This window comes from Kitasatospora sp. NPDC052896, from assembly GCF_044547075.1.
GTDB lineage: Bacteria > Actinomycetota > Actinomycetes > Streptomycetales > Streptomycetaceae > Kitasatospora.
In genome coordinates this window covers 226,151-245,699 of the sequence record NZ_JBITZU010000009.1, presented here as the reverse complement: position 1 = coordinate 245,699, position 19,549 = coordinate 226,151, and the positions used below count along the sequence as shown (strand labels likewise).

The following is a 19,549-nucleotide window of genomic DNA, read 5'->3' as shown; positions in this document are numbered from 1 at the left end:
GACACCGTTTCGGCGGTTCTCAGATCCCGAGAACCAACCTGGAGGGGACAGACATGAAGTCGCTCGGATGGAAGACGATCATCGCCACGACCGCGATGGCGAGCCTGGGCAGCCTCGCCATCGCCGCTGCGCCGACGCAGGCCGCAAGCCCCGTCGCCGGCAGCGCGCAGGTCCAAACCGTCAACGGATCGGAGGCCCAGGCGGCCCTGAGCCCCCGCGAGCTGTCGGCGCTGCCACTCACGAACCGCCACCTGACCCGGCGCGAGATAGCGAACCTCGCGGTCGTGCTGGGCGCGTACCACGACGCGGAGGGCAAGAGCCTGGACGTCGACGCGTTCATCAACAGCTTCACCACCGACGGCGTCTTCAACGACGAGGTCGCCGGCCAGACCTACCAGGGCAAGGCGCTCGGTGACGTCCTGACCCGCATGGCCGCCATCTTCCCCGACGTCCACCGCGACCTGAAGAGCATCACCGTGAACGGCGACGTGGTCAGCCTCGAACTGTCGATCCAGGGCACGTTCGAGGGGCCGGCGCAGACGCCGGCGGGCACCCTCAAGCCGAACGGCGCGAAGATCGACGCGCCGACCGCCGACTTCTGGTACCTGCAGGACGGCAAGATCAAGAAGTTCGACTGCTACGTCGGGTACACGGACATGTACGCCCAGATGGGCGTGAGCCTCGACTGGGCCGGGGCGGTCGCCAAGGGCTGAGCCAAACCCCGACGGGTGATGCTCGGCACTACCAGCCGTGCATCACCCGCCAGGCCGGCTGCCGACACTGTGGTGGCGATTAATCATCCGCCCAGGTCAAGCAGCGTGTTGGTACTCGTGGAGGGTTCTGCCGAGTCGGTCTCGTCGCTGTACCTGGCTAACTTGCTCAGCGGTGGGTTCGTCCTCGCCTTCGGGCATCGCGGCGCGCGGTTCCGCGATTGTCGAGCGTCGCCTGTATCTCCGCCACGGAGAACGGTAGCGGCGCCTCCTCCGCAGAGGAGGCGCGACCGCCGATGGCCATGACCTGGCGCAGGAGCGACGCCAAGGAGACCGAGTCGTCGACAACGTCCCGCTCCAGGCGAGTCAGGGGAGACAAGTCGTTCACGGTTCGGCCTCCGGCGTCAGTGGTTGGGTGTCGATGCTCCTGGGTGTCGCGTCCTCGCGGAACGGCCAGCGGTGACTGCCAGAGCCGGCGATGATGCCTACCCGCATGTGTGCTTCTCCTCGGGCCGCGGGACAGTTGGTTGATCGTGGTGGCTGTGGGCGGTGGCCCGGTGGGTTCCGGTGCGGACCTCGACGAGGGGCAGCTGGCGGCGCGGTGCGGTGTTCTCGCCGGGGCGAGGATGGCGTGCTGGACCTGGGGCAGCCGACCGCGTGGGCGACAGGGCCGCGCCGCTCGCGCAGCAGCGGGTCTTCGGTGGGGGTTCATGCCGCCCCCTGTGTTCGCCTACCGGGCGTGCGTTGTGTGCCGCTCGGCATCGCGGATGGCGCGAGCGGCGTTGATGAGTCCGATGTGGCTGAAGGCTTGGGGGAAGTTGCCGAGGGCCTCTGCCGTGGTGGTGTCGGCTTCCTCGGCGAGCAGGCCGAGGTCGTTGGCGTGTGCGAGGGCGGCTTGGAAGGCGTGTCGTGCACGGGTGGTGTGGCCGGTGAGGGCGAGGGCTTGGGCGAGCCAGAAGGTGCACAGCAGGAAGGTGCCTTCTTCTTCCGGCAGCTCGTCGGTGAGGTAGCGGCGGACCAGGCCGTTGTGGTCGGTGAGGTGAGTGGCGATGGCCAGCACGGTGGACTGGACGCGGGGGTCGTGCGGTGGCAGGAAGCCGACGATGGGCAGCATCAGCGCGGAGGCGTCGAGGTCGTCACCGTCGAGTGCCTGGGTGAAGGCGCCCAGGTCGGCATTCCAGCCGCGTTGTTCGATGGCTTGGCGGACCTGGTCGCGCTCGTGCTGCCAGTGGGGCAGGTGTTCGTCGGCCTGGAGGGCGGGGGCCATGGCGATGGCGCGGTCCAGGGCGACCCAGCACATCAGTTTCGAGTGGAGGAAGTGTCTGCTGGGTCCGCGTCTTTCCCAGATGCCCTGGTCCGGTTGGGGCCACCGTTGGGCAGCTGTTTCGGCCGCCTGGAGCAGGAAGGTGCGGGTGGCCGGGTCGAGGGGATCGCCGGGCGGGAGGGTCTGGTGGGCGGCGTCGAGGAGTTCGCCGTAGACGTCGAGTTGGCGTTGGCGCCAGGCGTCGTTGCCGATCCGGACGGGGCTGCTGTTGCGCCAGCCGGTCAGGTGGGGCAGCAGCCGCTCGCTCAGGTCGCGTTCGCCGCCGATGCCGTACATGATCTGCAGGTCGACGCCGCGGTCGAGTTGGGTGGCCGCGGCCCGGGTGAGGAAGCCGAAGAAGCGGTCCTTCTCCTTCTCGCAGGCGGCCGTGGCAAGCGCCTGAAGGGTGAAGCTCGCGTCGCGGACCCAGGTGTAGCGGTAGTCCCAGTTGCGCGTCCCGCCCGCTTTCTCGGGCAGGGAGGTGGTGGGCGCGGCGACGATGGCCCCGGTGGGAGCGAAGGTCAGGGCTCGCAGCACGCGTCCGCTGTGGCCCACCTGGTCCTGCCAGGGGCCGACGTAGCCGCGGTGGAGCTTCGACCAGGAGCGCCAGCCTTCGATGGTGTCGGACATGCGGCGCCGGATCCGCCCCGCCCGCCAGCCCACCGGCTCCCTTTCCCACGCCGGCCCGACATGCAGGGCGAATCCGAGGCGGTGTCCCGCCGAGACCGGGATGTGGCCGTGCGCTGTGGAGCCGCTCACCCCAGGTCGACGGGGCTCGACGGCAGCAGGACGTGGGCGCCCCCGTACGCCGCGAGCCCGCCTCGCACGGCTGACAGGACCGGGTGTACGAGTCCGAACTCCGGGCGCGGCGCGTAGGCGATCTCGATGTCCACGTGCCCTTCGGTGCAGGTGATCTGCCGCAGGAGTGTTCCGGGGGACGTGGTGCCGAGCGCGTGCCCGCGTTCGCGCCGCCCCAGGGCGAGGGCGTCGTGCAGGACCGCCGTACCCGTGGTCGTGCGGAAGGTCGTCTCCAGAACGAGGGTGTCTTCGACGTAGCGGCGGCTGATGTCGGCCTGGCCGGTGGGGCGGATGGACCAGTGGCCGGCATTCTCGTCGAGGAGTCGGGCGAAGATCGCCGGGCTGTCGAACCGGGGCAGGCACAGCCAGTCCACCGAACCGTCGGAGGTGACCAGCGCGGCCGAGCGGCAGTCGGACAGCAGGGCGTGGTCACCGATCGGTCGCGCACTCATGCGTCGCAGCCCGTTCACCCTGGGCCGGACGTGGCCCGGCTGGGACGACGTGAGCAGTCGCCTGCGCCGCGGCTCTCTCCAGGTGCCCGACGAGTGTCATCGATCCCAGCCTCCCTGCGCAGCGAATGCATCCCCAGCCAATCAGCACGATCGGTGGATCGCACGTGCCGGCCGCCGGCGGTTGCCCCGACCGGGTGGCAGGACCTGGTGTCGCGGCCCGTGCTCGGCGTCTGGTCGCCGTGAGCGTACGTCGTCACCGCGTGGTCAGCCCCGTATGAGGGGGAACTAGGCCATGTCTCTCCGATCATCTGACTCGTTAGATTGGTATGGCTGGTCGTGGTGATCTGACGGACGAGGAGTGGGCTCGCTTGGAGCCGCTTCTGTCGATGAGCAACGGGCGTTGTGGCAGGTGGCGAGATCATCGGCAGGTGATCAACGGGGTTCTGCACCGGGTGCGGACCGGGGTGCAGTGGCGCGACCTGCCCGAGAGGTTCGGGCCGTGGAAGACCGTGCACAAGAGGCATCTGCAATGGTCGGCGGACGGCACCTGGGAGCGACTCCTGCGGCAGGTCCAGGCCGTCGCGGACGCCGAGGGATCCATCGACTGGGACGTCTCGGTCGACTCCACGGTGATGCGCGCCCATCAGCACGCCGCCGGCGCCCGCAAGGCTCCGCCGCCGGTCATCTCAAAAGGGGCGCCGGCGACGGAACATCAGATCGATCCGGTGTGGACGAGCCTGCTCGGCCACTTGGAGGAGGTGGTGCTGCACATGAGGGCTTGGGCCGCTCGCGAGGCGGGTTCACCACCAAGGTCCACCTGAGCGCCGACGGTCGGTGCCGCCCGCTGTCCCTGGTGGTCACGCCCGGACAGCGGGCGGACTGCACCCAGTTCGAGCCGGTCATGGAGAAGATCCGCGTTCCGCGCATCGGCGCCGGCAGGCCCCGTACCCGCCCGGACAGCGTCAGCGCCGATAAGGCCTACAGCAACCGCCGCACGCGGGCCTACCTGCGTAAACGAGGCATCCGACACGTCATTCCCGAGAAGGCCGACCAGGCGGCCAACCGCGTCAAGCGCGGCTCGTACGGCGGCCGGCCTCCCGGCTTCGACAAGGAGCGATACAAGAAGCGCAACGTCGTCGAGCGGGCAATCAACAAGCTCAAGGGCTTCCGAGCCGTGGCGACCCGCTATGACAAGCGAGGACACGTGTTCCTGGGCACCGTGACCTTCGCGGCCGTCATCATCTGGCTCCGCTCATGATCGGAGAGACATGACCTAGCCCGAGCCGCAGCCGGTACCCGTGCCGCTCCCGCCGCAGCGGCGCGGCCGGCGCGGGCGCACCAGGCATCGCGAGCAGCCGGCCCAGGCTGCTGACATGCGAGCGCACGAGTTCGCGACAGGTGCGCGGAGGCTCGCTACCCCACAGCACGTCAATGATCTCCTCGACGCCGACCACCCGATCCGGCTGAGAGGCGAGCAGGCCCAACAGCGTGTGCTGCAGCCCCGACGGAATGACGACAAAATTTCGTCCGCGCCGCGCCTGAAGGGGCCCGAGCACATCCACACGAAGTTCCGCGCCGGCATTGTCGTTTGTGGCGCCAGCACCCGTCTTCCTGTCACCGTTCTGGCCGCCTCCCGGACGATCTTCCCACTCAGCGGCGTGGACGAGCGCGTCGAGCTGCACGGCGTCCACCTCGAGCGCAGCGGCGAGACGGTGCAGCGTAACGGCCCGAGGCCGCGCCCCCCGCTCCAGGTCACGCACAGTACGCTCACCCACCCGGGCCCGCGCGGCAAGCTGCGCGTGAGTCAGCCCCGCGCTGATCCTCAACCGCCGCAGCCACGCCCCGTCCCGGCCCTCACCGCCGCCTGTAGATGCGGCACTCCCCATCACGCACCAGTCCCCTCCCAGAATGCTGATGCAGATAAGGATCGCCCCGGCAGTCGGCTCGTGTGAGCAGATGTCCGAGATCAAGGGTGAAGGTGGCGCTGTCACGTTACTGACGTCGGCGCGTCAGGGTGAACTGTCCCGATTTGGGTCTGTACGGTGACCGGCTCTGTTCAGTAGTCGGTGGTGACGCTGCTGGGGGTCAAGTGAGCCACGCAGGCGACGACGAGCTTCGCCATGCCCTTCATCACACGGTGACGGTCCGACCAAGCCGTTGAGATCCGGTGAGATTTGGGCTCCGTCTAGATCTGGCCGCCACACAGGAGGAGCCCGTGCTCGAGCAGTTCATGAGCGTCAGGCAGACGGCGTCGTGTCTGAACATGTCCGTAGCTTGGGTGTACCGCGAGGCGCCTAGGGTGGGGCTTGTGCCATACAGGTTCGGGAGCGGGCGGAACGCGAAGTTGCAGTTCAAGGTGTCGGAAGTTCAAGCGTGGGTGAAGCAGCAGCGTCTGCCTGTTGCATGAGTCCGCGGTAGGGCCAGCGCGAGACCGGCTGTGCCGTCGAGGAGACCGCGGTCGAGGACCTGGTAGGGGTCGGTCAGGTGTGGCAGTAGTGCGGCCAGTCGCTCGGCGGGTCCGGGGCTGCTCGCGTCGTCGGCGATGCGCCGGGCTGTGTGCAGGAGTCCGGCCCAGCCGTGGCACAGGCCGCCGTCGGTGAGCCGGGCGAGCTGGTCCGGGTCGCCCAGGCAGCCGAGCAGCGCTGTTTCGGCGAGCTGTTGGCGGGAGGTGTCGCCGCTGGCCTGGCCCGCGAGCTGCTGAGCGTGGGCCTGCCCGGGGTGCCGTAGCACCAGGACGGGCGCAGCGGGCCGGGCTGGACACGGCGGCGACACCGCCCCAGGGCGGCGCTGCGCATCCGCCCGTCCGGTAGCCCTGGGCAGCTCGGTGCCGCTGGCCGCGACCGCGAGTCCGCCGTCAAGGACGGTGCCTCACCATCTTCTGGTGTGGCCGTAGGAGGTCCTCGACGCCGTCGCCTGGGATGCTCCTGGAGCCCGTCGTCCGAACAACCTCAGCAACGCTCGTGGTCAACGCGCCGGAGACGTGTCGCGGTCCGGACAAGGTCGGCGACGGCCCTGGACCGGCTGTGCGGTGGCCAGGCGATCACGGTGGTGACTGTCGGCGCGTCCAGTACGGGCACGGCGGCGAGGTTGCCGTGGAGTTGGGCCCGGCACGACTCCGGTGAGACCGCGCAGGCACGGCCGAGCGCGACGAGCTGCAACAGCTGCGCGTGGTCGCGGACCTGCGGGCCGGGGCCGGGCGGGTAGCTGCCGTCGGGGTCGGGCCAGCGTGGCAGGGGCAGGCCCGGCAGCCCGGTGATGTCGGCCATGTGCACATGGGCCCGGACGGCGAGCGGGTGCCCGGTCGGCAGGACCACGACCTGGCCCTCCGTGCTGAGTTCTTCGGTGTGGAACCCGGCCGTCGAGTCGAACGGCCGGTGCAGCAGCGCCACGTCGGCCCGGCCCTCACGCAGGAGGTGTTCCTGCTCGGCCGGGCCGCACAGGATGACGTCGACGGGGACCGCGCCGGGTTCGGCGGCGTACGCGGAGAGCAGTTCCGCCAGCAGTTCGCTGGACGCGTTCGCCTTCGTGACCAGGACCAGGCCGGGACCGCCGGTCGCGGACAGGGCGGCGCGGCGGGTGCGGCGCTCGGCGGCCTCGACCGCGTCGAGGGCAGCGCGGCCCTCGGCCAGCAACACCGAGCCGGCTTCGGTCAGCGTGACGGTGCGGCTGGTCCGGTCCAACAGCGTTGCCCCGAGCCGGCGTTCGAGTTGCCGGATCGCCCGGGAGAGCGGCGGCTGTGCAATCCCGAGCCGCTGCGCGGCCCGCCCGAAGTGCAGCTCTTCAGCGACGGCGACGAAATATCGCAGTTCCCGGGTCTCCATACCGGCACGGTACTCCGGATCAATACCCGGACGGTATCGTTGCCCACCCGATCGGTCTTGGACCTGCTACCGGAGTCAGAGGCAGCATCGTCTCCATGAGCGAACGAACTATTGCGCTGGTCACCGGCGCGAACAAGGGCATCGGCTACGAGATCGCGGCGGGCCTGGGCGCCCTCGGCTGGCGCGTCGGTGTCGGCGCCCGCGACGACCAGCGCCGCCAGGCCGCGGTCGAGAAGCTGTGCGAGGCCGGCGTCGACGCGTTCGGCGTACCGCTGGACGTGACCGACGACGCGAGCGCGGCCGCCGCCGCACAGCTGATCGAGGGCCAGGCCGGGCGCCTCGACGTGCTCGTCAACAACGCCGGCATCACCGGCGGCATGCCGCAGGAGCCCACCCGGGTCGATCCCGCCACCATCCGAACGGTCGTGGAGACCAACGTGATCGGCATCATTCGCGTCACCAACGCGATGCTTCCGCTGCTGCGCCGCTCCGCCTCGCCGCGGATCGTCAACATGTCCAGCAGCGTCGGCTCCCTCACCCGGCAGTCGGGAGCCGCCGCCGAGCAGACCGCTGGTCCGGTGGCCGTGGCGTACGCGCCGTCGAAGACCTTCCTGAACGCCGTCACGCTCCAGTACGTCCGGGAGCTTCGCGGCACCAACATCCTGATCAACGCCGCCTGCCCCGGCTACGTCGCGACCGACCTCAACGGCTTCCGCGGGGTGCGCACCCCCGAACAGGGCGCGGCGATCGCCATCAAACTCGCGACCCTGCCCGACGACGGCCCGACCGGCCAGTTCTTCGAGGATGCCGGCGTAGTGCCCTGGTGATGTGCACGGTGGTCAGCACCCGCCGGGTGGGGCGGCTCGGCAGCGGCTGTTCCTCCACAGGCCAGACCTGAAGCTCCACGGGGACATCGTGATCGGCGGCGCGGGAGGGGAGGCGGACGGCGTCGCCGAGCAGGATCTCGTGTGAGCAGACCTGCACGAACAGCGGCGGCAGGCCGGTGAGGTCGGCGGAGACCGGGCCGGCCGGCGGCGTGGCCCTGTCGCGTTCCCTGAGGTGGTCACGGGCCCTCGTGCGCAGGGCCTCAGCGGTGAGGGCCGGGTCGAGGGCGGCTCTGCCGGTCGTGCTGGCGCCGGACATGGTGGGGGAGCGGACCGTCAGCGCGGCGGGCCCAGGATGATGTTGCCGTACTTGTCGGCGATGGCGGGGTCGGGCGTCACTTGGAAGCCGGGCGGGCGTGGCGTGGACTTGTCGCGTCCGGTCTCGCGGAACATTCCCTCGATGCCGGCCGGTGTGTTGATCATCAGCAGGTCGGCCTTCTTGGAGGTGATGCGGTAGCCGTGCGGGACCTGCTTGGGAAGGTACACGATGCCGCCTTCGGCGAGTTCGTACTCCTGGTCGTCGCACCACACCAGGGCGGTGCCCTTGATCAGCAGGAAGACCTCGTCCTCGCGGGTGTGCAGATGGTAGGGCGGCGCCTCGCCCTCGGAGACGTCGAAGCGCCCCATCATCAGCTGGCCGTCGGTGGCCTTGCCGTCGAGCAGCATCGCCAGCGTGCCGCCGTCGAGCCACTCGAGTTGCTGCTGCTGTTCGGGTTGCGCGAGATAGGCCATGCTCATCGGGGAACTCCGTTCAGGTGCGGGGTCGTTCGTGCAGGCGCAGCGTCGAGGGGTGGGAACGGTCGTGGTGGTAGGTGTCGGTGCCGACCTTGGTTCCGTAGAAGTGGGTCATCGGCGCGTCGGTGATCAGTGAGTCCCGGTTGGTGAGTTCCAGCCGGATCCGGTCGCCCCGGCGCGCCAGGAAGGACATCGGCAGGAGTTCCACGCGCAGTTCGTAGACATCGCCGGGCACCAGTGGCTCGACCTTCGCGTGCTGGTGGAACGGGCGCATGTCGGAGGTCAGTTCCGGGTCCTCGGCGCGGTGCGAGGCGCGCAGCCAGCCTTGGGTGACCTTGATCGGCAGCCCGGCCTCGGGGTCCGCGGACACCAGCGAGACCTTGACGAAGAGGTCGAGGTCGGTCTGGTCGCTGGAGGCGTACAGGGTCAGCACGCCGTGGCCGGTGAACTCGCGGTCCCGGTCCATCGGCGGGGAGGTGAAGGTGTTGACGCGGGCGACGTGGTCGGGCACGCCGTGCTTGTCGAAGACGGTGACCCCCGCCATCCACCGCGGATCCGGGTAGGACCAGGACGTGGAGTCCTGCTCGCGGTCCGGTGCGGTCTCGGTGAGCGAGCCGTCGTTGAGCGAGGTGACGGCGCCGCTGTGCTCGCCGGTGAGGTGGAAGGCCGTGGGCCGCACGTCCGGCGGCGGCCAGGATTCGGCCGACCGGTACGCGCCCTCCCCGTTGACGTAGAAGCGCGCTGCGGGCTGCTTCATCACCCCGTTCTCGATGCCCTTGAGGTGGTGGTCGTACCAGGGGAGCAGTTCGTCGCGGTGGAACTGTTCGTCGAAGTAGTACAGCTGGGCTTCGGCGAAGCTGGACGGGTGGGTGACCAGGAGCTTCTTGGGCCCCTGGACGCGCTCGAAGCCGCAGAAGTTGCCCCGCAGGTGCAACGCGGCTTTGCCCCACACGCCGATGGAGAACACCGGGATGTCGACGGACGGCAGTTCCCAGAACGGCGACCTGCGGCGCTGCCACTCGTCGTCGAGCGGATGGGAGAGTACGTCGTAGATGTACTCGTGCTTGTCGCCGACGTGGAAGTCGATGCCCTGCAACTCGTGCTGGTAGAGCACTGATCCGAACAGCCAGGTGTTGAGGAACCCCTGGGTCGGGATCCCGCCGTGGTACATCCAGTCGCGGTACATGTCCGTCGCGCCGTCGTAGGCCACGATCGTCCGCAGATGCGGTGGACGGGTCCGCGCGGCGTTCCACTGGCTCCAGCAGTAGTGCGACATGCCGATCATCCCGACCGCGCCGGTGGACCACGGCTGGACGGCGACGTGCTCGATCACGTCGTGGATGGCCTCGCCCTCGGTGCGCGAGACCGGGTCCCAGGTCCCCTCGGAGCGGCCCGTGCCGGGAAGGTCCATCGCGACGTAGGCGTAGCCGTGGTCGAGGTACAGCTGGATCGGGCCGTACTCGATGAACGGGAAGACGGGGCTGGGCGGGAGGTGCCGCAGCGCCTTCTGATAGGGGGAAGCACCCAGGACGATCGGGTAGGGTCCCTCGCCGGACGAGGGAAGGTACACATCGGCTCGCAGCAGGTTTCCGGTGCGGCCGCGCACCTCGACTTCGAACGGTGCTACGTCTACATCGACCATGTCGTCCGGTTCCTTCCGGTGGCGTGGGGTCAGCGCGGGGAACTGCCGCCATCGACGTCGACGCCCTCGGCGGTGACGAACGCCGCACCGTCAAATGAGGGGAGAGGGCACCGGCTCGGCGAGCCGAGAGCGATGCTGTTGACAGTGCTGCTGTGGACTCCGGCGAGCCCAACTCCGTTGCTGCTCATGACATCGCCCTCTTCGGCACGAGGGAAGCATCCGTCCCGGCCGCACTCACCAACCGGACGCTATCGTCCACTTGACGGTGTGTCAACGATGTCACGGGCGTGCGGAACGAGGGCCGCGGTGGTGCCATCATCGACGTCGTGACGAAGCCACAGTCGAACGAAGGCGTCCCACGGCGGGAGTTGCGGCGTGACGCGGCGGACAACAGGGACCGGGTACTGGCGGCGGCCGCCGCCGCGGTCAGGCGGGAGGGCGCCGCGGTGCCGATGGCCATCGTGGCTGCGGACGCCGGGGTCGGCGTGGGCACCGTCTACCGTCACTTCCCCTCACGCGAAGCCCTGCTCGGAGCCCTGACGCACCGCTCCTTCCAACTCGTCCTGAACGCGGCGAGCCAGGCCGCCGAGACCGACCAGGCCGGAATCGAAGCCGTGCGCGACTTCCTCGACCGGACCATCGAGCACGGGCCCGAGCTCGTGCTGCCCCTGCACGGTGGTCCGCTGCTCATCGACCAGGACACTCTCGCCCTCCAGGCCGAAGTGCACCGCACGCTCGGTTCGCTGCTGTTTCGCGGCCGGCGGGACGGCACGATCCGGCCCGACGTTCGCACGGCCGACCTCGTGGTCTTCGGCGCGCTACTGGCTCAGCCACTCCCGCACGTCACCGACTGGAACCGGACCGCGCGACGCCTCGTGGACATCCACCTCGCCGGCATGGCACCGACGGCGCAGCGCCTCGGGAGTTGAATCGTCACGCTGGCAAAGAGCTTGACCGCGGCGCCGGTTTCCCGTTCCGATCCAGGTCTTGTGAGGTGCTGTCACCGACGGGTGCGATGATCGCCGTCACCAGCGCGGACGTGCTGGTCCCGCGACCCAGGGGTGCTCGGATGAACACGTGGCAGGAGCTGTCTGCGTCGGTGGAGGAGCGCCTGACTGAAATATCGTCAGGCGAGCGCGGCGTGTTCGCCGCGGGCATCGCGGAGCGGCTCTTGAGCTGGCATGAGGCTCTGCCCGAGGACGACCAGGCACCGTTCACCATGAGCCTGCGGCCCCTGCTGAACTCCGTGTGGGAGGGCGTCCTCGGCGACTCGACCGCCTTTGCGGCCGTGAAGCGCGGTGTGGCCGAGTTCATGCTCAGTGACTTCTGCCACAACGACGGCCAGGACGGGCCGGAGGACGCGGGCGAACCTGCTGCGGCAGCGACGCTGCATGCCGCGCACGCGTACTTGTTCGGCTGCACCGATTTCGCGGTCTGAGTCAGCCGCAGGGCGGTGGATGCCACTGACCAGCACGATGAGTACCTCGCCGAGCAGGAGGAGGGCGACATCCCGGACACCGACGAGTCGCTCGCCGCCGAGCTCCAGCGCCAGCTGCGGGATCTCGACCTCATCGCGAACTACTCGAACGACCTTCGCCGCGCCGGCAGGGGGCTGCCCATCGACACCTCGATCCGACTCCGTGTGGAACTGCGGACCCCGCTCTCCAGCCGGGACTGACCGCCCAGGCCCGGCCCGTTCACCGGTTGCCGCGCTCGGCTTCGGTGACCCTGAAGCGAGCGCCCGCCGAACAGTGTTCCGCGACACCCGGTACCGCTTCGCCAGCGCCCGCCCCCGAGACCGTCGGGTCCACCCGCCGGTCTCGCCGGATCCGCTCGAAGATCCACTCACGCGACCTGTACACACCGGTCTCCTGGCACGACCGTGATCAGCAGGCACAGCGTGGACGGCCACCGGCGGTCTTCACAGCCGCACGACGATCAGGGCGATGTCGTCGCGGCCTCCGTGGGCCACGCCGAGTCGGGCGAGGGTCGTGTCCGCCAGGTGGGCCGGGCCCAGTCGGGCCAGGTCCGCCAGCGCGGCCCGTAGCTGTTGCAGACCGGTGTCGATGTCGGTGTCGCGGCGTTCGATGAGCCCGTCGGTGTAGAGGATCAGGGTGTCACCGGTGCGGTAGGCGGTGCCGGCCTGGGGGCGGGGGACGTGCTCGGGGCGGGCCCCCAGCGGCGGGTCGGTCGCCGCGTCCAGCAGATCGCTTGAGCCGTCGGCGTGCAGCAGCACCGGCGGCGGATGACCGGCGCTGGAGTACACGATCAGGCGGCTCCTGGGATCGATCAGGGCGGCGACGGCGGTGGCAGCCAGCGCCCCCTCCACCGAACGGGCGTACAGGCCGAGAACCTCAAGCGCCTGGGCGGGGCCGGCGACCGCGCGGCTGGCGGCGGACAGCGCGCTGCGAAGCATGCCCATGACGGTGGCGGCCTCCAGGCCGTGGCCGACCACATCCCCGACCGCGACGGTGAACCGCCCGTCGGGCAGGTCGACGGCGTCGTACCAGTCGCCGCACACGTTCAGTGAGCCCACGGCGGGCAGATAGCGCACCGCCACGTCCGGGTGGCGGGCCAGGTCGGGCGAGCGGAGCATCGCCTCCTGCAGGGTCACGGCGACCTGCCGTTCACGGGCGTGCGCCTGCCGCAGCTCCTCGTTCAGACGCGCGAGTTCCTTGGCACGCGCGTACAGCTCGGCCTCCATCTCCTCCTCCCGCGCCGTCATCGACTGTTCGGGAGCCAGAGGGTGCTGGTCGCGGGTGCGGCGGGCGTGGACGAACGCGGTGACGTCCTCCACCCGGTGGATGATCCACGCCACCTGGCCGTCGTCGTCGAGCACGGGGGTGTTGATCGGCGACCACCAGCGTTCCTCGAACTGCCCTGGACGGTGCGCGAGCGGAATGTCGTACTTCTGCAGCGCCATCGTGTCCGCTGCGCGGGTGTCCAGCACCCGCTGCAGGGACGCGGACAGGTTGCGTACCCCGTCCGCGTCAGGGTCGGCCGGGTTGTCCGGGAAGGCGTCGAACAGAAACTGGCCGAGCAGGTCCTCACGGGTGCGGCCGGTGGCAGCCAGGTAGGCGCGGTTGACATCGACGATCACCAGGTCCGGGTCCAGTACCAGGTACGGGCTCGGAGTGGCGGCGAACAGCGCCGCGTGGTCGATCGGCCGACTGCTCACGGCACGCCGCCGACTTCCTCCCCGCCTACGGTCATGACACCTTCCACGCCCGCCTCCGTGAGCCGAGTACCGTCCTGTTCCTCCTGCCTATACCGTCGGCCCGCTCACCGCACCCGCATCCGGCCAAGCACGGACGGAACCGCACCATCCGTGTTCGCGCGTGGCTACGGTCTGTGGCGCCCGGGTGTCCGAGCGCACCCGTGGGCGGCCGCTCCGGGCTGCTGGCGAGTGGGAAACCGGGCGGTGCGCGAGACGCGGGGGGCGTATGTTCCCGCACACCGCCGTCCTGCCGTGACAAGCAGGCACCCGGTCAACGAGCCGCCCCTGCGGTGGTCACGCGATCACCGGAAGCCAGACCAGATAGGCCGAACCCCTTCCGGTTCGCTCAGAGGCTGCCCTCGAGGCGGCCTGGCATCGCCGTGAGGTTCGGCCTGGTGCTGCAGCGCGTCTCGGGCACCGACGGGCCCCCAACGACCGTCGAGGGCGCTGACCATCGGATTCCCGGCCAGCGCCTTGTCCCGGGCCGCCCGACGGACGCCGCCGAGAAAAGCGGTACGGAGCACTGCGCCAGGTGCCGTAGAGTAGAGGGACCGACGCGGGGTGGAGCAGCTCGGTAGCTCGCTGGGCTCATAACCCAGAGGTCGCAGGTTCAAATCCTGTCCCCGCTACGAACGTGATGGCCCGGCGCAAGCCGGGCCATCACTGCGTTCCGGGTCATGTGATTCGTCTTCTCGCCGGCCAGCGCCGTCGGGCCCGCCAGTTCATCGCGCCCTTGGCCGCAGCCAGACGCGCCGTGCTTCGGCCGTCCGGCTCGTGCATCCAGGGCGGGGACCTCGACGGCCCCTGGGACCTGACCGCCACCGACCAGGGCAGCACCGCCACCCTCTACGTCACCGACACCCTGCACGGCATCCAGGCGGTCGGCCAGGCGGTCCAGCAGGCCGGGCTGACCGGGGCGGGATCGTGATAACGCTGCTCTGCTGCACCCTCGACGGCCCCGACCGTGGCCCGGCGGGGGAGAGCCCCACGGGCGGGGCGCATCGACGACTCCTTGGGGCCTCGGAGCCGGGATGATTGGTCATCAGGGGCAGTCTCCGGGGGAGTGCCCCTGATGACCCGTTAGCCCATTGCACCCGCCAATCAGCCTCTGACCGGGCCAAGCATCGAAGCCCTGCTGGCGTAGGGCTTCTCAGCGGCGACCATCCAGGCCTGCTTCTCGAGGTCGGTCAGCAGCGCGTGCAGGAGGTCGGCACTGGTGGGGTCCTCGTCGTCGACCCGGTCATGGACGGCGCGGATGGTGAATGCGGCCGCCGTGATGCGGGCTGTGACGAGCTCGACGGTGTGCGACGTTTCCTGCTCGCCATCCGGGAACGCAGGGAGAGTGGTGGTCGCGGCGACCGCGGCCTCGCGGCCGTCGGGGGTGGCGCCGAGCGCTCGCATGCGTTCGGCAATCGTGTCGCTGCCCTCGCGGGCGACGTCCACGACTCCGTCGAGCTGGAGATGGAGGTTGCGGAACCCGGGGCCGACGACGTTCCAGTGCGCCTGCTTGGCCTGCAGGTGGAGGGCGATCAGGTCGACGAGGACGCGCTGAAGGTTGTCGGCGAGTTCCGGGGAGGCGGTGAAGCGGGTCGGTGCGCCGTGGTCTTGCGTGGTCATCTCTGCTTTCCCTTGGGCTGGTTGTGACCGCGATGAAGGGGCGTGTCAGCCGGCGGCGAGAGCGGTGCGGAGGTAGGCGATCGCCTGGCTGATGGCCGCCTGGGCCGCCTGGGTCCCGCGCAGGGCGTTGAGCATGACGAAGTCGTGGATGATGCCCTGGTAGCGAGTGGCGGTGACGGGCACACCCGCGGTGCGCAGCTTGTTGGCGTAGGCCTCGCCTTCGTCGCGCAGTACGTCGGCCTCGCCGGTGATCACGAGGGCCTGGGGAAGGCCGGTGAGCTGCTCAGTGGTGGCGCGCAGAGGGCTGGCGGTGATCTCGGCACGCTGGGCGGGGTCGGTCGTGTACTGGTCCCAGAACCACTGCATCGCGTCGCGGCGCAGGAAGTGGCCCTGCGCGAACTGGTGGTAGGAGTCGGTGTCGAACGCCGCGTCGGTGACCGGGTAGAACAGCACCTGCGCCGCGAGCTTCACATCGCCGCGCTCCTTGGCCATCAGGGTGAGCGCGGCGGCCATGTTGCCGCCGACGGAGTCGCCCGCCACGGCGAGCCGGCCGGCGTCCAGTCCCCTGCTCGCGCCGTCGGCGACGATCCAGCGGGCGACGGCGTAGTTCTGCTCGATGGCAACCGGGTACCGCGCCTCGGGGGACAGGTCGTACTCGGGGAAGACGACCGCGGCGCCGGTCCCGACGGCGAGTTCACGCACGAGCCGGTCGTGCGTGTGGGAGTTGCCGAACACCCAGCCCGCACCGTGGATGTAGAGGACGACCGGCAGAGCCCCGGGGGCACCCGCGGGCGTGACGATGCGTGCGCGGACCTGGCCGGTCGGACCGCCGGGGACGGTCACCCACTCCTCGTCGACCTCGGGCTTGGCGATCTCCCCGGACTGCACCTCGTCGACCGCCTTGCGCCCCTCGGTGGGTCCGAGGTCGAACAGGTACGGCGGGTTGGCGGTGGCGGCGGCGAACTCGGCGGCAGCGGTCTCGAGGACCGGGGGCTCGGGGATGTAGCTGGTCATGATCGACTCCTTCGCTGCGGGGCCCGGCGGGCTCCTCACAGCAAGAAAGCTAGCGCACGATTACCTCGTGCACAAGTTAGTAGAGGAATGGGTGATCGTGCCCGAGGTATCATGGAGCGTGCCGGCCGGCGGAGCGGTGGCGACGAAGGGATCGCACGGCGATGAGTGAGAACGGCACACACGATCGGCCCGGAAGCGGGCACTCGCTGGCACTCGACGACCAACTGTGCTTCGCGCTGTACGCGGCCTCCCGTGCGGTGGTCACGCGATACCGCCCGCTGCTCGAGGAACTGGGGCTGACCTATCCGCAGTACTTGGTCATGCTCGTGCTCTGGGAGCACGGCGAGGCATCGATCAAAGACATCGGTTCCGCGCTGCGGCTGGACTACGGCACCCTCACCCCGCTGATCAAGCGGCTGGAGAGATCCGGGCTGCTGGAGCGACGACGCCTGCCCGAGGACGAGCGCACCGTTCGCGTGACCCTGACGACCGACGGAACCGCTCTCAAGGGGCGGGCACAGGCGGTTCCCGCCGCCATCGGGAACGCCATGGGCCTCGACCCCGTCGACTTCGACCAGGCCATGCGACTCCTGCGTCAGCTGACCGCCAACGTGACCGCTTCCTGACCGCATGCAAGGTGGCTTTGCTCCAGCGCTGGTGGGCCAGCGCCGGCCAGCCCCAGGAGTACGGGGGTACCGGCGTCGGCACGGCATCCGGTCCGATGGTGTGCCTGTGCGGCGACGTGAGCCCGCTGGTCTACGGCCACGGTGTGCCCGGTGGAGTTCGCTGGTGTGGCTTCGGTGGTGCCTGCTTGGGTCGAGGTCGCTCAGGCTCCCGTCCGGGTCAGTCCGCCGTCGACGTGGATGATCTGCTCGGTGCGGTCCCGGGCCGTCGCGGACGCGGTGCCGTAGCGGTCGGTGACCTGGGTGGTGGTCGCGTCGGGCTCGCCCCAGGTCTCCGGGGCGGCAACGCGGATCTTCGTTCCGTTGGCGTCGACCACTGTGCAGTGGTGCTCGCCCTTGCCCGCGTCCGTACCTGCCCAGAGTTCGCGCACCAGCGCCTCCGTCGTCGATGGCCATGGGGATGTCCCCAGCGGGATCATCCGACGGTCTTGCAGAGGCTCGCTGACTTTCAGCCCTGCCCGGCTCGCGCTCCGGTCAGCGGGTCACAGGCCGTTGGTGGCGGCCAGGGCGAGGACGGCGGCCAGGTCGTCGGCGGGGCGGCGGGCGGCGATGTAGCCGTCGGGGCGGATGAGGACGAGTTCGTCCCCGGTGATGCCGTAGGCGTGGTGGGCGTGGCCGTCGGTGTCGATGACGGTGTCGGGGCCGGCGGTGGCCGGGTCGGTGGTCACGCGGAAGGCCCGCAGGTCGGAGGGGGTCTGCTGGCCTGTCGTGGCTCCGAAGGCGAGCAGGGTCCAGTGCGGGCCTCGCAGCAGGTCGAACAGGCGCATGGGACGGCCGGTGGCGGCGTCGCTGCAGGGTGCGTCGGGGGCGCGGCCGCCCGCGCCGGGGTTCTGGGTGAGTGCGCTGTCCGAGTAGGCGATGCCCAGGCCGGTGGTGTGCTCGTCGGTCAGTCCCCGCTGCGCGGAGGACCCGTCGCTCTGCCTCGTCGCGCGCATCACCTCGCCCAGCCGGGCGGTGCTGTCGTCCAGGACGGTCCGGGCCACGGGGCGGCGCTCGTCCTCGTAGGTGTCGAGCAGGGCCGGGTCGGCGCCGCCCAGGACGGCGGCGAGCTTCCAGCCGAGGTTGTAGGCGTCCTGGGCGCCGGTGTTCATGCCCTGGCCGCCGGCGGGTGAGTGGATGTGCGCCGCGTCTCCGGCCAGGAAGATCCGACCGGCGCGGTAGCGGTCGGCCAGCACCACGTTGATCTTGTAGAGGGAGAGCCATTCGACGTCCTGGATGTCCACGCCGGGCACGCCGGCGCGGGTGGCGAAGATGCGGCGGAACAGGTCCAGGGAAGGTGCTTCGGGCTCGGCCTGGTCGGCGGGGATGGACGCCTGGAACTGCCACAGGTCGGTGCCGGGCAGTGGGAACAGCGACAGCAGGCCGTGCTCCGCGCTGGTCCACAGGTGCTGGCAGTGCCGGGAGAGGCCGGTGAGGCGCACGTCGCCCAGGTGCCAGCGCTGGTCCGGGTGCGAGGTGCCGTGCAGTTCGATGCCGGCCAGCGAGCGGACGGTGCTGCGTCCGCCGTCCGCGCCCACCGCGTACCGGGCGCGCACGGTGCTCTGTCCGGCTGGTGTCTGGACGGTGGCGGTGACGCCGTCCCCGTCCTGCTGGAGGTCGGTTACCTCGGTGGCCCAGTGGATGGTTCCGCCGAGTTCGGCCAGGCGGTCGCGCAGGATGTGCTCGAACTTCGGCTGGGAGAGCCAGACGGGCGGGTAGGGGGCGTCGGGGGTGGGCGTCCCGCTGGCGAGTTCCACGGCCTCGGAGACCACTCGGGCGCGGTCGTAGTGGCGGGTGGGGATGTTCGTCGCGCCCTCCGCGAGGACGCGTTCGACCATGCCGAGGTCGTCGGCGACCTCAAGGGTGCGGGGCTGGATGGTCTTGGCGCGCGAGGCGGTGCTCGGGGTCGCGGACCGCTCCAGCAGGTGGAAGCTGACACCGCGCCGGGCCAGGTCGCAGGCCAGGACCATGCCGACGGGGCCTGCGCCGATGATCAGGACGTCGGTCGTGGTCGCGTGCACGGTGTTGGGAGTGGGCTCGTTCATGGCGTTGATTACCTACCTTAGGTATCATGCTTGGCGGTAGCTCGATCTCCCGGTGAGGTCGGCTTCGAGAGAGACAATATACCTACGTTAGGTATCTATCAAGGGAGTGTGGGACATGGATCCGCTCAGCGATGCGACTGCCGGGCTGTTGCCGCGCATGCTCCAGCTGCGGACCCTGCTCAACCGCGGGCAGCTGTACGAACAGGCCGCCGAGGCCGCCGGGGTGGCACTGGAACGGCCTGCCATGACGATCCTCGTCATCCTCGACGCCGCCGAACACCCGCTGCGGGTCGGCGAGATCGCCACCCGCATGCAGGTCGTCGGGCCCCACGTCACCCGCCAGCTCAACAGCCTGGAAAAGCGAGCGATCATCAAGCGCGTTCCCGATCCGGACGACCAACGGGCCCGGCTGATCGCCCTGACACCCTCCGGGCAGCGACTCGTCGACCGCTACACCGCCGTCGTCGACGGCTGGTTCGCCGCGGCGCTGGCCCAGTGGTCTGCCCACGACCGCACCGAACTCATGCGCCTGCTCACCCGCCTGACCGACGACCTGACCACCCAACTCGACACCGTCGCCGCCAGCACCCCAGCCGAGGGCGAAGACTGACCGAGGGCCACTCCGCCCGCTGCCTGAGTCGTGTGGCAG

General features: G+C 70.0%; 21 protein-coding genes, 1 tRNA gene and 1 pseudogene. 10 read left to right on the top strand and 13 right to left on the bottom strand.

Features of this window, described 5'->3' with window-relative positions; all coding sequences use genetic code 11:
- Positions 1 to 53: 53 nt before the first annotated feature.
- On the top strand, positions 54 to 713 hold the full coding sequence (locus ACIGXM_RS20890) for a nuclear transport factor 2 family protein (RefSeq protein WP_396562977.1): 660 nt from the start codon (positions 54 to 56) through the stop codon (positions 711 to 713).
- Positions 714 to 1,440: 727 nt separating this feature from the next.
- Here the strand turns inward: ACIGXM_RS20890 and ACIGXM_RS20885 are convergent.
- Entirely contained in the window at positions 1,441 to 2,643 is a 1,203-nt protein-coding gene (locus tag ACIGXM_RS20885) for a glycoside hydrolase family 15 protein (protein WP_396562975.1), read from the bottom strand.
- A 125-nt stretch (positions 2,644 to 2,768) separates the two neighbouring features.
- Positions 2,769 to 3,263 carry a trehalase-like domain-containing protein gene (locus ACIGXM_RS20880; protein WP_396562973.1) on the bottom strand — a complete coding sequence of 165 codons (495 nt, stop codon included), beginning with the start codon at positions 3,261 to 3,263 and terminating at the stop codon, positions 2,769 to 2,771.
- Between the two features lie 326 nt (positions 3,264 to 3,589).
- Here ACIGXM_RS20880 and ACIGXM_RS20875 point away from each other — a divergent pair.
- A pseudogene (locus tag ACIGXM_RS20875) lies at positions 3,590 to 4,521 on the top strand (IS5 family transposase).
- On the opposite strand, the gene ACIGXM_RS20870 reads toward ACIGXM_RS20875, so the two are convergent.
- The 3 genes from ACIGXM_RS20870 to ACIGXM_RS20860 all read right to left on the bottom strand — a co-directional run bounded on the left by ACIGXM_RS20870 (position 4,502) and on the right by ACIGXM_RS20860 (position 7,084).
- Complete coding sequence (locus ACIGXM_RS20870) at positions 4,502 to 5,233, bottom strand: helix-turn-helix domain-containing protein (protein WP_396562971.1); 732 nt, start codon at positions 5,231 to 5,233, stop codon at positions 4,502 to 4,504. The pseudogene ACIGXM_RS20875 and the gene ACIGXM_RS20870 sit on opposite strands and share 20 nt — an antisense overlap.
- A gap of 397 nt (positions 5,234 to 5,630) precedes the next feature.
- Positions 5,631 to 5,993 carry a lanthionine synthetase LanC family protein gene (locus tag ACIGXM_RS20865; RefSeq protein WP_396562969.1) on the bottom strand — a complete coding sequence of 121 codons (363 nt, stop codon included), beginning with the start codon at positions 5,991 to 5,993 and terminating at the stop codon, positions 5,631 to 5,633.
- A gap of 218 nt (positions 5,994 to 6,211) precedes the next feature.
- On the bottom strand, positions 6,212 to 7,084 hold the full coding sequence (locus ACIGXM_RS20860; RefSeq protein WP_396562967.1) for a LysR family transcriptional regulator: 873 nt from the start codon (positions 7,082 to 7,084) through the stop codon (positions 6,212 to 6,214).
- Positions 7,085 to 7,179: 95 nt separating this feature from the next.
- On the opposite strand from ACIGXM_RS20860, the gene ACIGXM_RS20855 reads away from it, so the two are divergent.
- The gene (locus ACIGXM_RS20855; protein ID WP_396562965.1) at positions 7,180 to 7,911 is read left to right on the top strand and encodes an SDR family oxidoreductase; all 732 of its coding nucleotides are present in this window, start codon (positions 7,180 to 7,182) and stop codon (positions 7,909 to 7,911) included.
- Here ACIGXM_RS20855 and ACIGXM_RS20850 read toward each other — a convergent pair.
- Genes ACIGXM_RS20850 through ACIGXM_RS20840 form a run of 3 tightly spaced genes read right to left on the bottom strand, consistent with a single transcriptional unit; the run spans position 7,838 to position 10,345 of the window.
- The gene (locus tag ACIGXM_RS20850) at positions 7,838 to 8,227 is read right to left on the bottom strand and encodes an alpha/beta hydrolase fold domain-containing protein (RefSeq protein WP_396562963.1); all 390 of its coding nucleotides are present in this window, start codon (positions 8,225 to 8,227) and stop codon (positions 7,838 to 7,840) included. The genes ACIGXM_RS20855 and ACIGXM_RS20850 overlap by 74 nt on opposite strands.
- Positions 8,228 to 8,244: 17 nt before the next feature.
- Positions 8,245 to 8,706 carry a cupin domain-containing protein gene (locus ACIGXM_RS20845; RefSeq protein ID WP_396562961.1) on the bottom strand — a complete coding sequence of 154 codons (462 nt, stop codon included), beginning with the start codon at positions 8,704 to 8,706 and terminating at the stop codon, positions 8,245 to 8,247.
- A 13-nt stretch (positions 8,707 to 8,719) separates the two neighbouring features.
- On the bottom strand, positions 8,720 to 10,345 hold the full coding sequence (locus ACIGXM_RS20840) for a CocE/NonD family hydrolase (RefSeq protein ID WP_396562959.1): 1,626 nt from the start codon (positions 10,343 to 10,345) through the stop codon (positions 8,720 to 8,722).
- A 326-nt stretch (positions 10,346 to 10,671) separates the two neighbouring features.
- On the opposite strand from ACIGXM_RS20840, the gene ACIGXM_RS20835 reads away from it, so the two are divergent.
- The 3 genes from ACIGXM_RS20835 (at position 10,672) to ACIGXM_RS20825 (ending at position 12,023) form a co-directional block, all read left to right on the top strand.
- A complete protein-coding gene (locus tag ACIGXM_RS20835) occupies positions 10,672 to 11,274 on the top strand; it encodes a TetR/AcrR family transcriptional regulator (RefSeq protein WP_396562957.1) in 603 nt (200 codons plus the stop codon).
- 140 nt (positions 11,275 to 11,414) lie between these two features.
- Entirely contained in the window at positions 11,415 to 11,783 is a 369-nt protein-coding gene (locus ACIGXM_RS20830; protein ID WP_396562955.1) for a hypothetical protein, read from the top strand.
- Positions 11,784 to 11,798: 15 nt separating this feature from the next.
- Entirely contained in the window at positions 11,799 to 12,023 is a 225-nt protein-coding gene (locus ACIGXM_RS20825; protein WP_396562953.1) for a hypothetical protein, read from the top strand.
- A gap of 243 nt (positions 12,024 to 12,266) precedes the next feature.
- Here ACIGXM_RS20825 and ACIGXM_RS20820 read toward each other — a convergent pair whose 3' ends face one another.
- Positions 12,267 to 13,523, bottom strand: coding sequence for a PP2C family protein-serine/threonine phosphatase (locus ACIGXM_RS20820; RefSeq protein ID WP_396562952.1), 1,257 nt, complete (start codon positions 13,521 to 13,523; stop codon positions 12,267 to 12,269).
- Positions 13,524 to 14,117: 594 nt separating this feature from the next.
- Here ACIGXM_RS20820 and ACIGXM_RS20815 point away from each other — a divergent pair.
- Positions 14,118 to 14,191, top strand: a tRNA-Met gene (locus ACIGXM_RS20815).
- Between the two features lie 104 nt (positions 14,192 to 14,295).
- Positions 14,296 to 14,490, top strand: coding sequence for a hypothetical protein (locus ACIGXM_RS20810; protein ID WP_396562950.1), 195 nt, complete (start codon positions 14,296 to 14,298; stop codon positions 14,488 to 14,490).
- Between the two features lie 173 nt (positions 14,491 to 14,663).
- On the opposite strand, the gene ACIGXM_RS20805 is transcribed toward ACIGXM_RS20810, so the two are convergent.
- Both ACIGXM_RS20805 and ACIGXM_RS20800 read right to left on the bottom strand, forming a co-directional pair.
- On the bottom strand, positions 14,664 to 15,179 hold the full coding sequence (locus ACIGXM_RS20805; RefSeq protein ID WP_396562948.1) for a Dps family protein: 516 nt from the start codon (positions 15,177 to 15,179) through the stop codon (positions 14,664 to 14,666).
- A 45-nt stretch (positions 15,180 to 15,224) separates the two neighbouring features.
- Positions 15,225 to 16,193 (bottom strand): alpha/beta hydrolase, encoded by a 969-nt coding sequence (locus tag ACIGXM_RS20800; RefSeq protein ID WP_396562947.1) that lies wholly within the window; start codon positions 16,191 to 16,193, stop codon positions 15,225 to 15,227.
- A 161-nt stretch (positions 16,194 to 16,354) separates the two neighbouring features.
- On the opposite strand from ACIGXM_RS20800, the gene ACIGXM_RS20795 reads away from it, so the two are divergent.
- Positions 16,355 to 16,819: a MarR family winged helix-turn-helix transcriptional regulator gene (locus ACIGXM_RS20795; RefSeq protein WP_396562945.1), complete on the top strand. Its 465-nt coding sequence runs from the start codon at positions 16,355 to 16,357 to the stop codon at positions 16,817 to 16,819.
- A 200-nt stretch (positions 16,820 to 17,019) separates the two neighbouring features.
- Here the strand turns inward: ACIGXM_RS20795 and ACIGXM_RS20790 are convergent, their stop codons facing one another.
- Positions 17,020 to 17,247, bottom strand: coding sequence for a hypothetical protein (locus ACIGXM_RS20790; protein ID WP_396563122.1), 228 nt, complete (start codon positions 17,245 to 17,247; stop codon positions 17,020 to 17,022).
- Positions 17,248 to 17,358: 111 nt separating this feature from the next.
- Positions 17,359 to 18,900, bottom strand: a complete 1,542-nt coding sequence (locus tag ACIGXM_RS20785) for an FAD-dependent monooxygenase (protein ID WP_396562943.1) — start codon at positions 18,898 to 18,900, stop codon at positions 17,359 to 17,361.
- Positions 18,901 to 19,015: 115 nt separating this feature from the next.
- Between ACIGXM_RS20785 and ACIGXM_RS20780 the strand changes: the two genes are divergently transcribed.
- The gene (locus ACIGXM_RS20780; RefSeq protein ID WP_396562942.1) at positions 19,016 to 19,510 is read left to right on the top strand and encodes a MarR family winged helix-turn-helix transcriptional regulator; all 495 of its coding nucleotides are present in this window, start codon (positions 19,016 to 19,018) and stop codon (positions 19,508 to 19,510) included.
- Positions 19,511 to 19,549: the final 39 nt, after the last annotated feature.

What these genes read in the sequence shown, in the direction of transcription:
- ACIGXM_RS20830 (WP_396562955.1), top strand. Translation starts at nt 11,415, where the DNA reads ATGAACACGTGGCAGGAGCTGTCTGCGTCGGTGGAGGAGCGCCTGACT.
- ACIGXM_RS20880 (WP_396562973.1), bottom strand. Translation starts at nt 3,263, where the DNA reads ATGAGTGCGCGACCGATCGGTGACCACGCCCTGCTGTCCGACTGCCGC.
- ACIGXM_RS20805 (WP_396562948.1), bottom strand. Translation starts at nt 15,179, where the DNA reads ATGACCACGCAAGACCACGGCGCACCGACCCGCTTCACCGCCTCCCCG.
- ACIGXM_RS20890 (WP_396562977.1), top strand. Translation starts at nt 54, where the DNA reads ATGAAGTCGCTCGGATGGAAGACGATCATCGCCACGACCGCGATGGCG.
- ACIGXM_RS20850 (WP_396562963.1), bottom strand. Translation starts at nt 8,227, where the DNA reads ATGTCCGGCGCCAGCACGACCGGCAGAGCCGCCCTCGACCCGGCCCTC.
- ACIGXM_RS20855 (WP_396562965.1), top strand. Translation starts at nt 7,180, where the DNA reads ATGAGCGAACGAACTATTGCGCTGGTCACCGGCGCGAACAAGGGCATC.
- ACIGXM_RS20860 (WP_396562967.1), bottom strand. Translation starts at nt 7,084, where the DNA reads ATGGAGACCCGGGAACTGCGATATTTCGTCGCCGTCGCTGAAGAGCTG.
- ACIGXM_RS20800 (WP_396562947.1), bottom strand. Translation starts at nt 16,193, where the DNA reads ATGACCAGCTACATCCCCGAGCCCCCGGTCCTCGAGACCGCTGCCGCC.
- ACIGXM_RS20885 (WP_396562975.1), bottom strand. Translation starts at nt 2,643, where the DNA reads ATGTCCGACACCATCGAAGGCTGGCGCTCCTGGTCGAAGCTCCACCGC.
- ACIGXM_RS20845 (WP_396562961.1), bottom strand. Translation starts at nt 8,706, where the DNA reads ATGAGCATGGCCTATCTCGCGCAACCCGAACAGCAGCAGCAACTCGAG.
- ACIGXM_RS20785 (WP_396562943.1), bottom strand. Translation starts at nt 18,900, where the DNA reads ATGAACGAGCCCACTCCCAACACCGTGCACGCGACCACGACCGACGTC.
- ACIGXM_RS20840 (WP_396562959.1), bottom strand. Translation starts at nt 10,345, where the DNA reads ATGGTCGATGTAGACGTAGCACCGTTCGAAGTCGAGGTGCGCGGCCGC.
- ACIGXM_RS20780 (WP_396562942.1), top strand. Translation starts at nt 19,016, where the DNA reads ATGGATCCGCTCAGCGATGCGACTGCCGGGCTGTTGCCGCGCATGCTC.
- ACIGXM_RS20795 (WP_396562945.1), top strand. Translation starts at nt 16,355, where the DNA reads ATGAGTGAGAACGGCACACACGATCGGCCCGGAAGCGGGCACTCGCTG.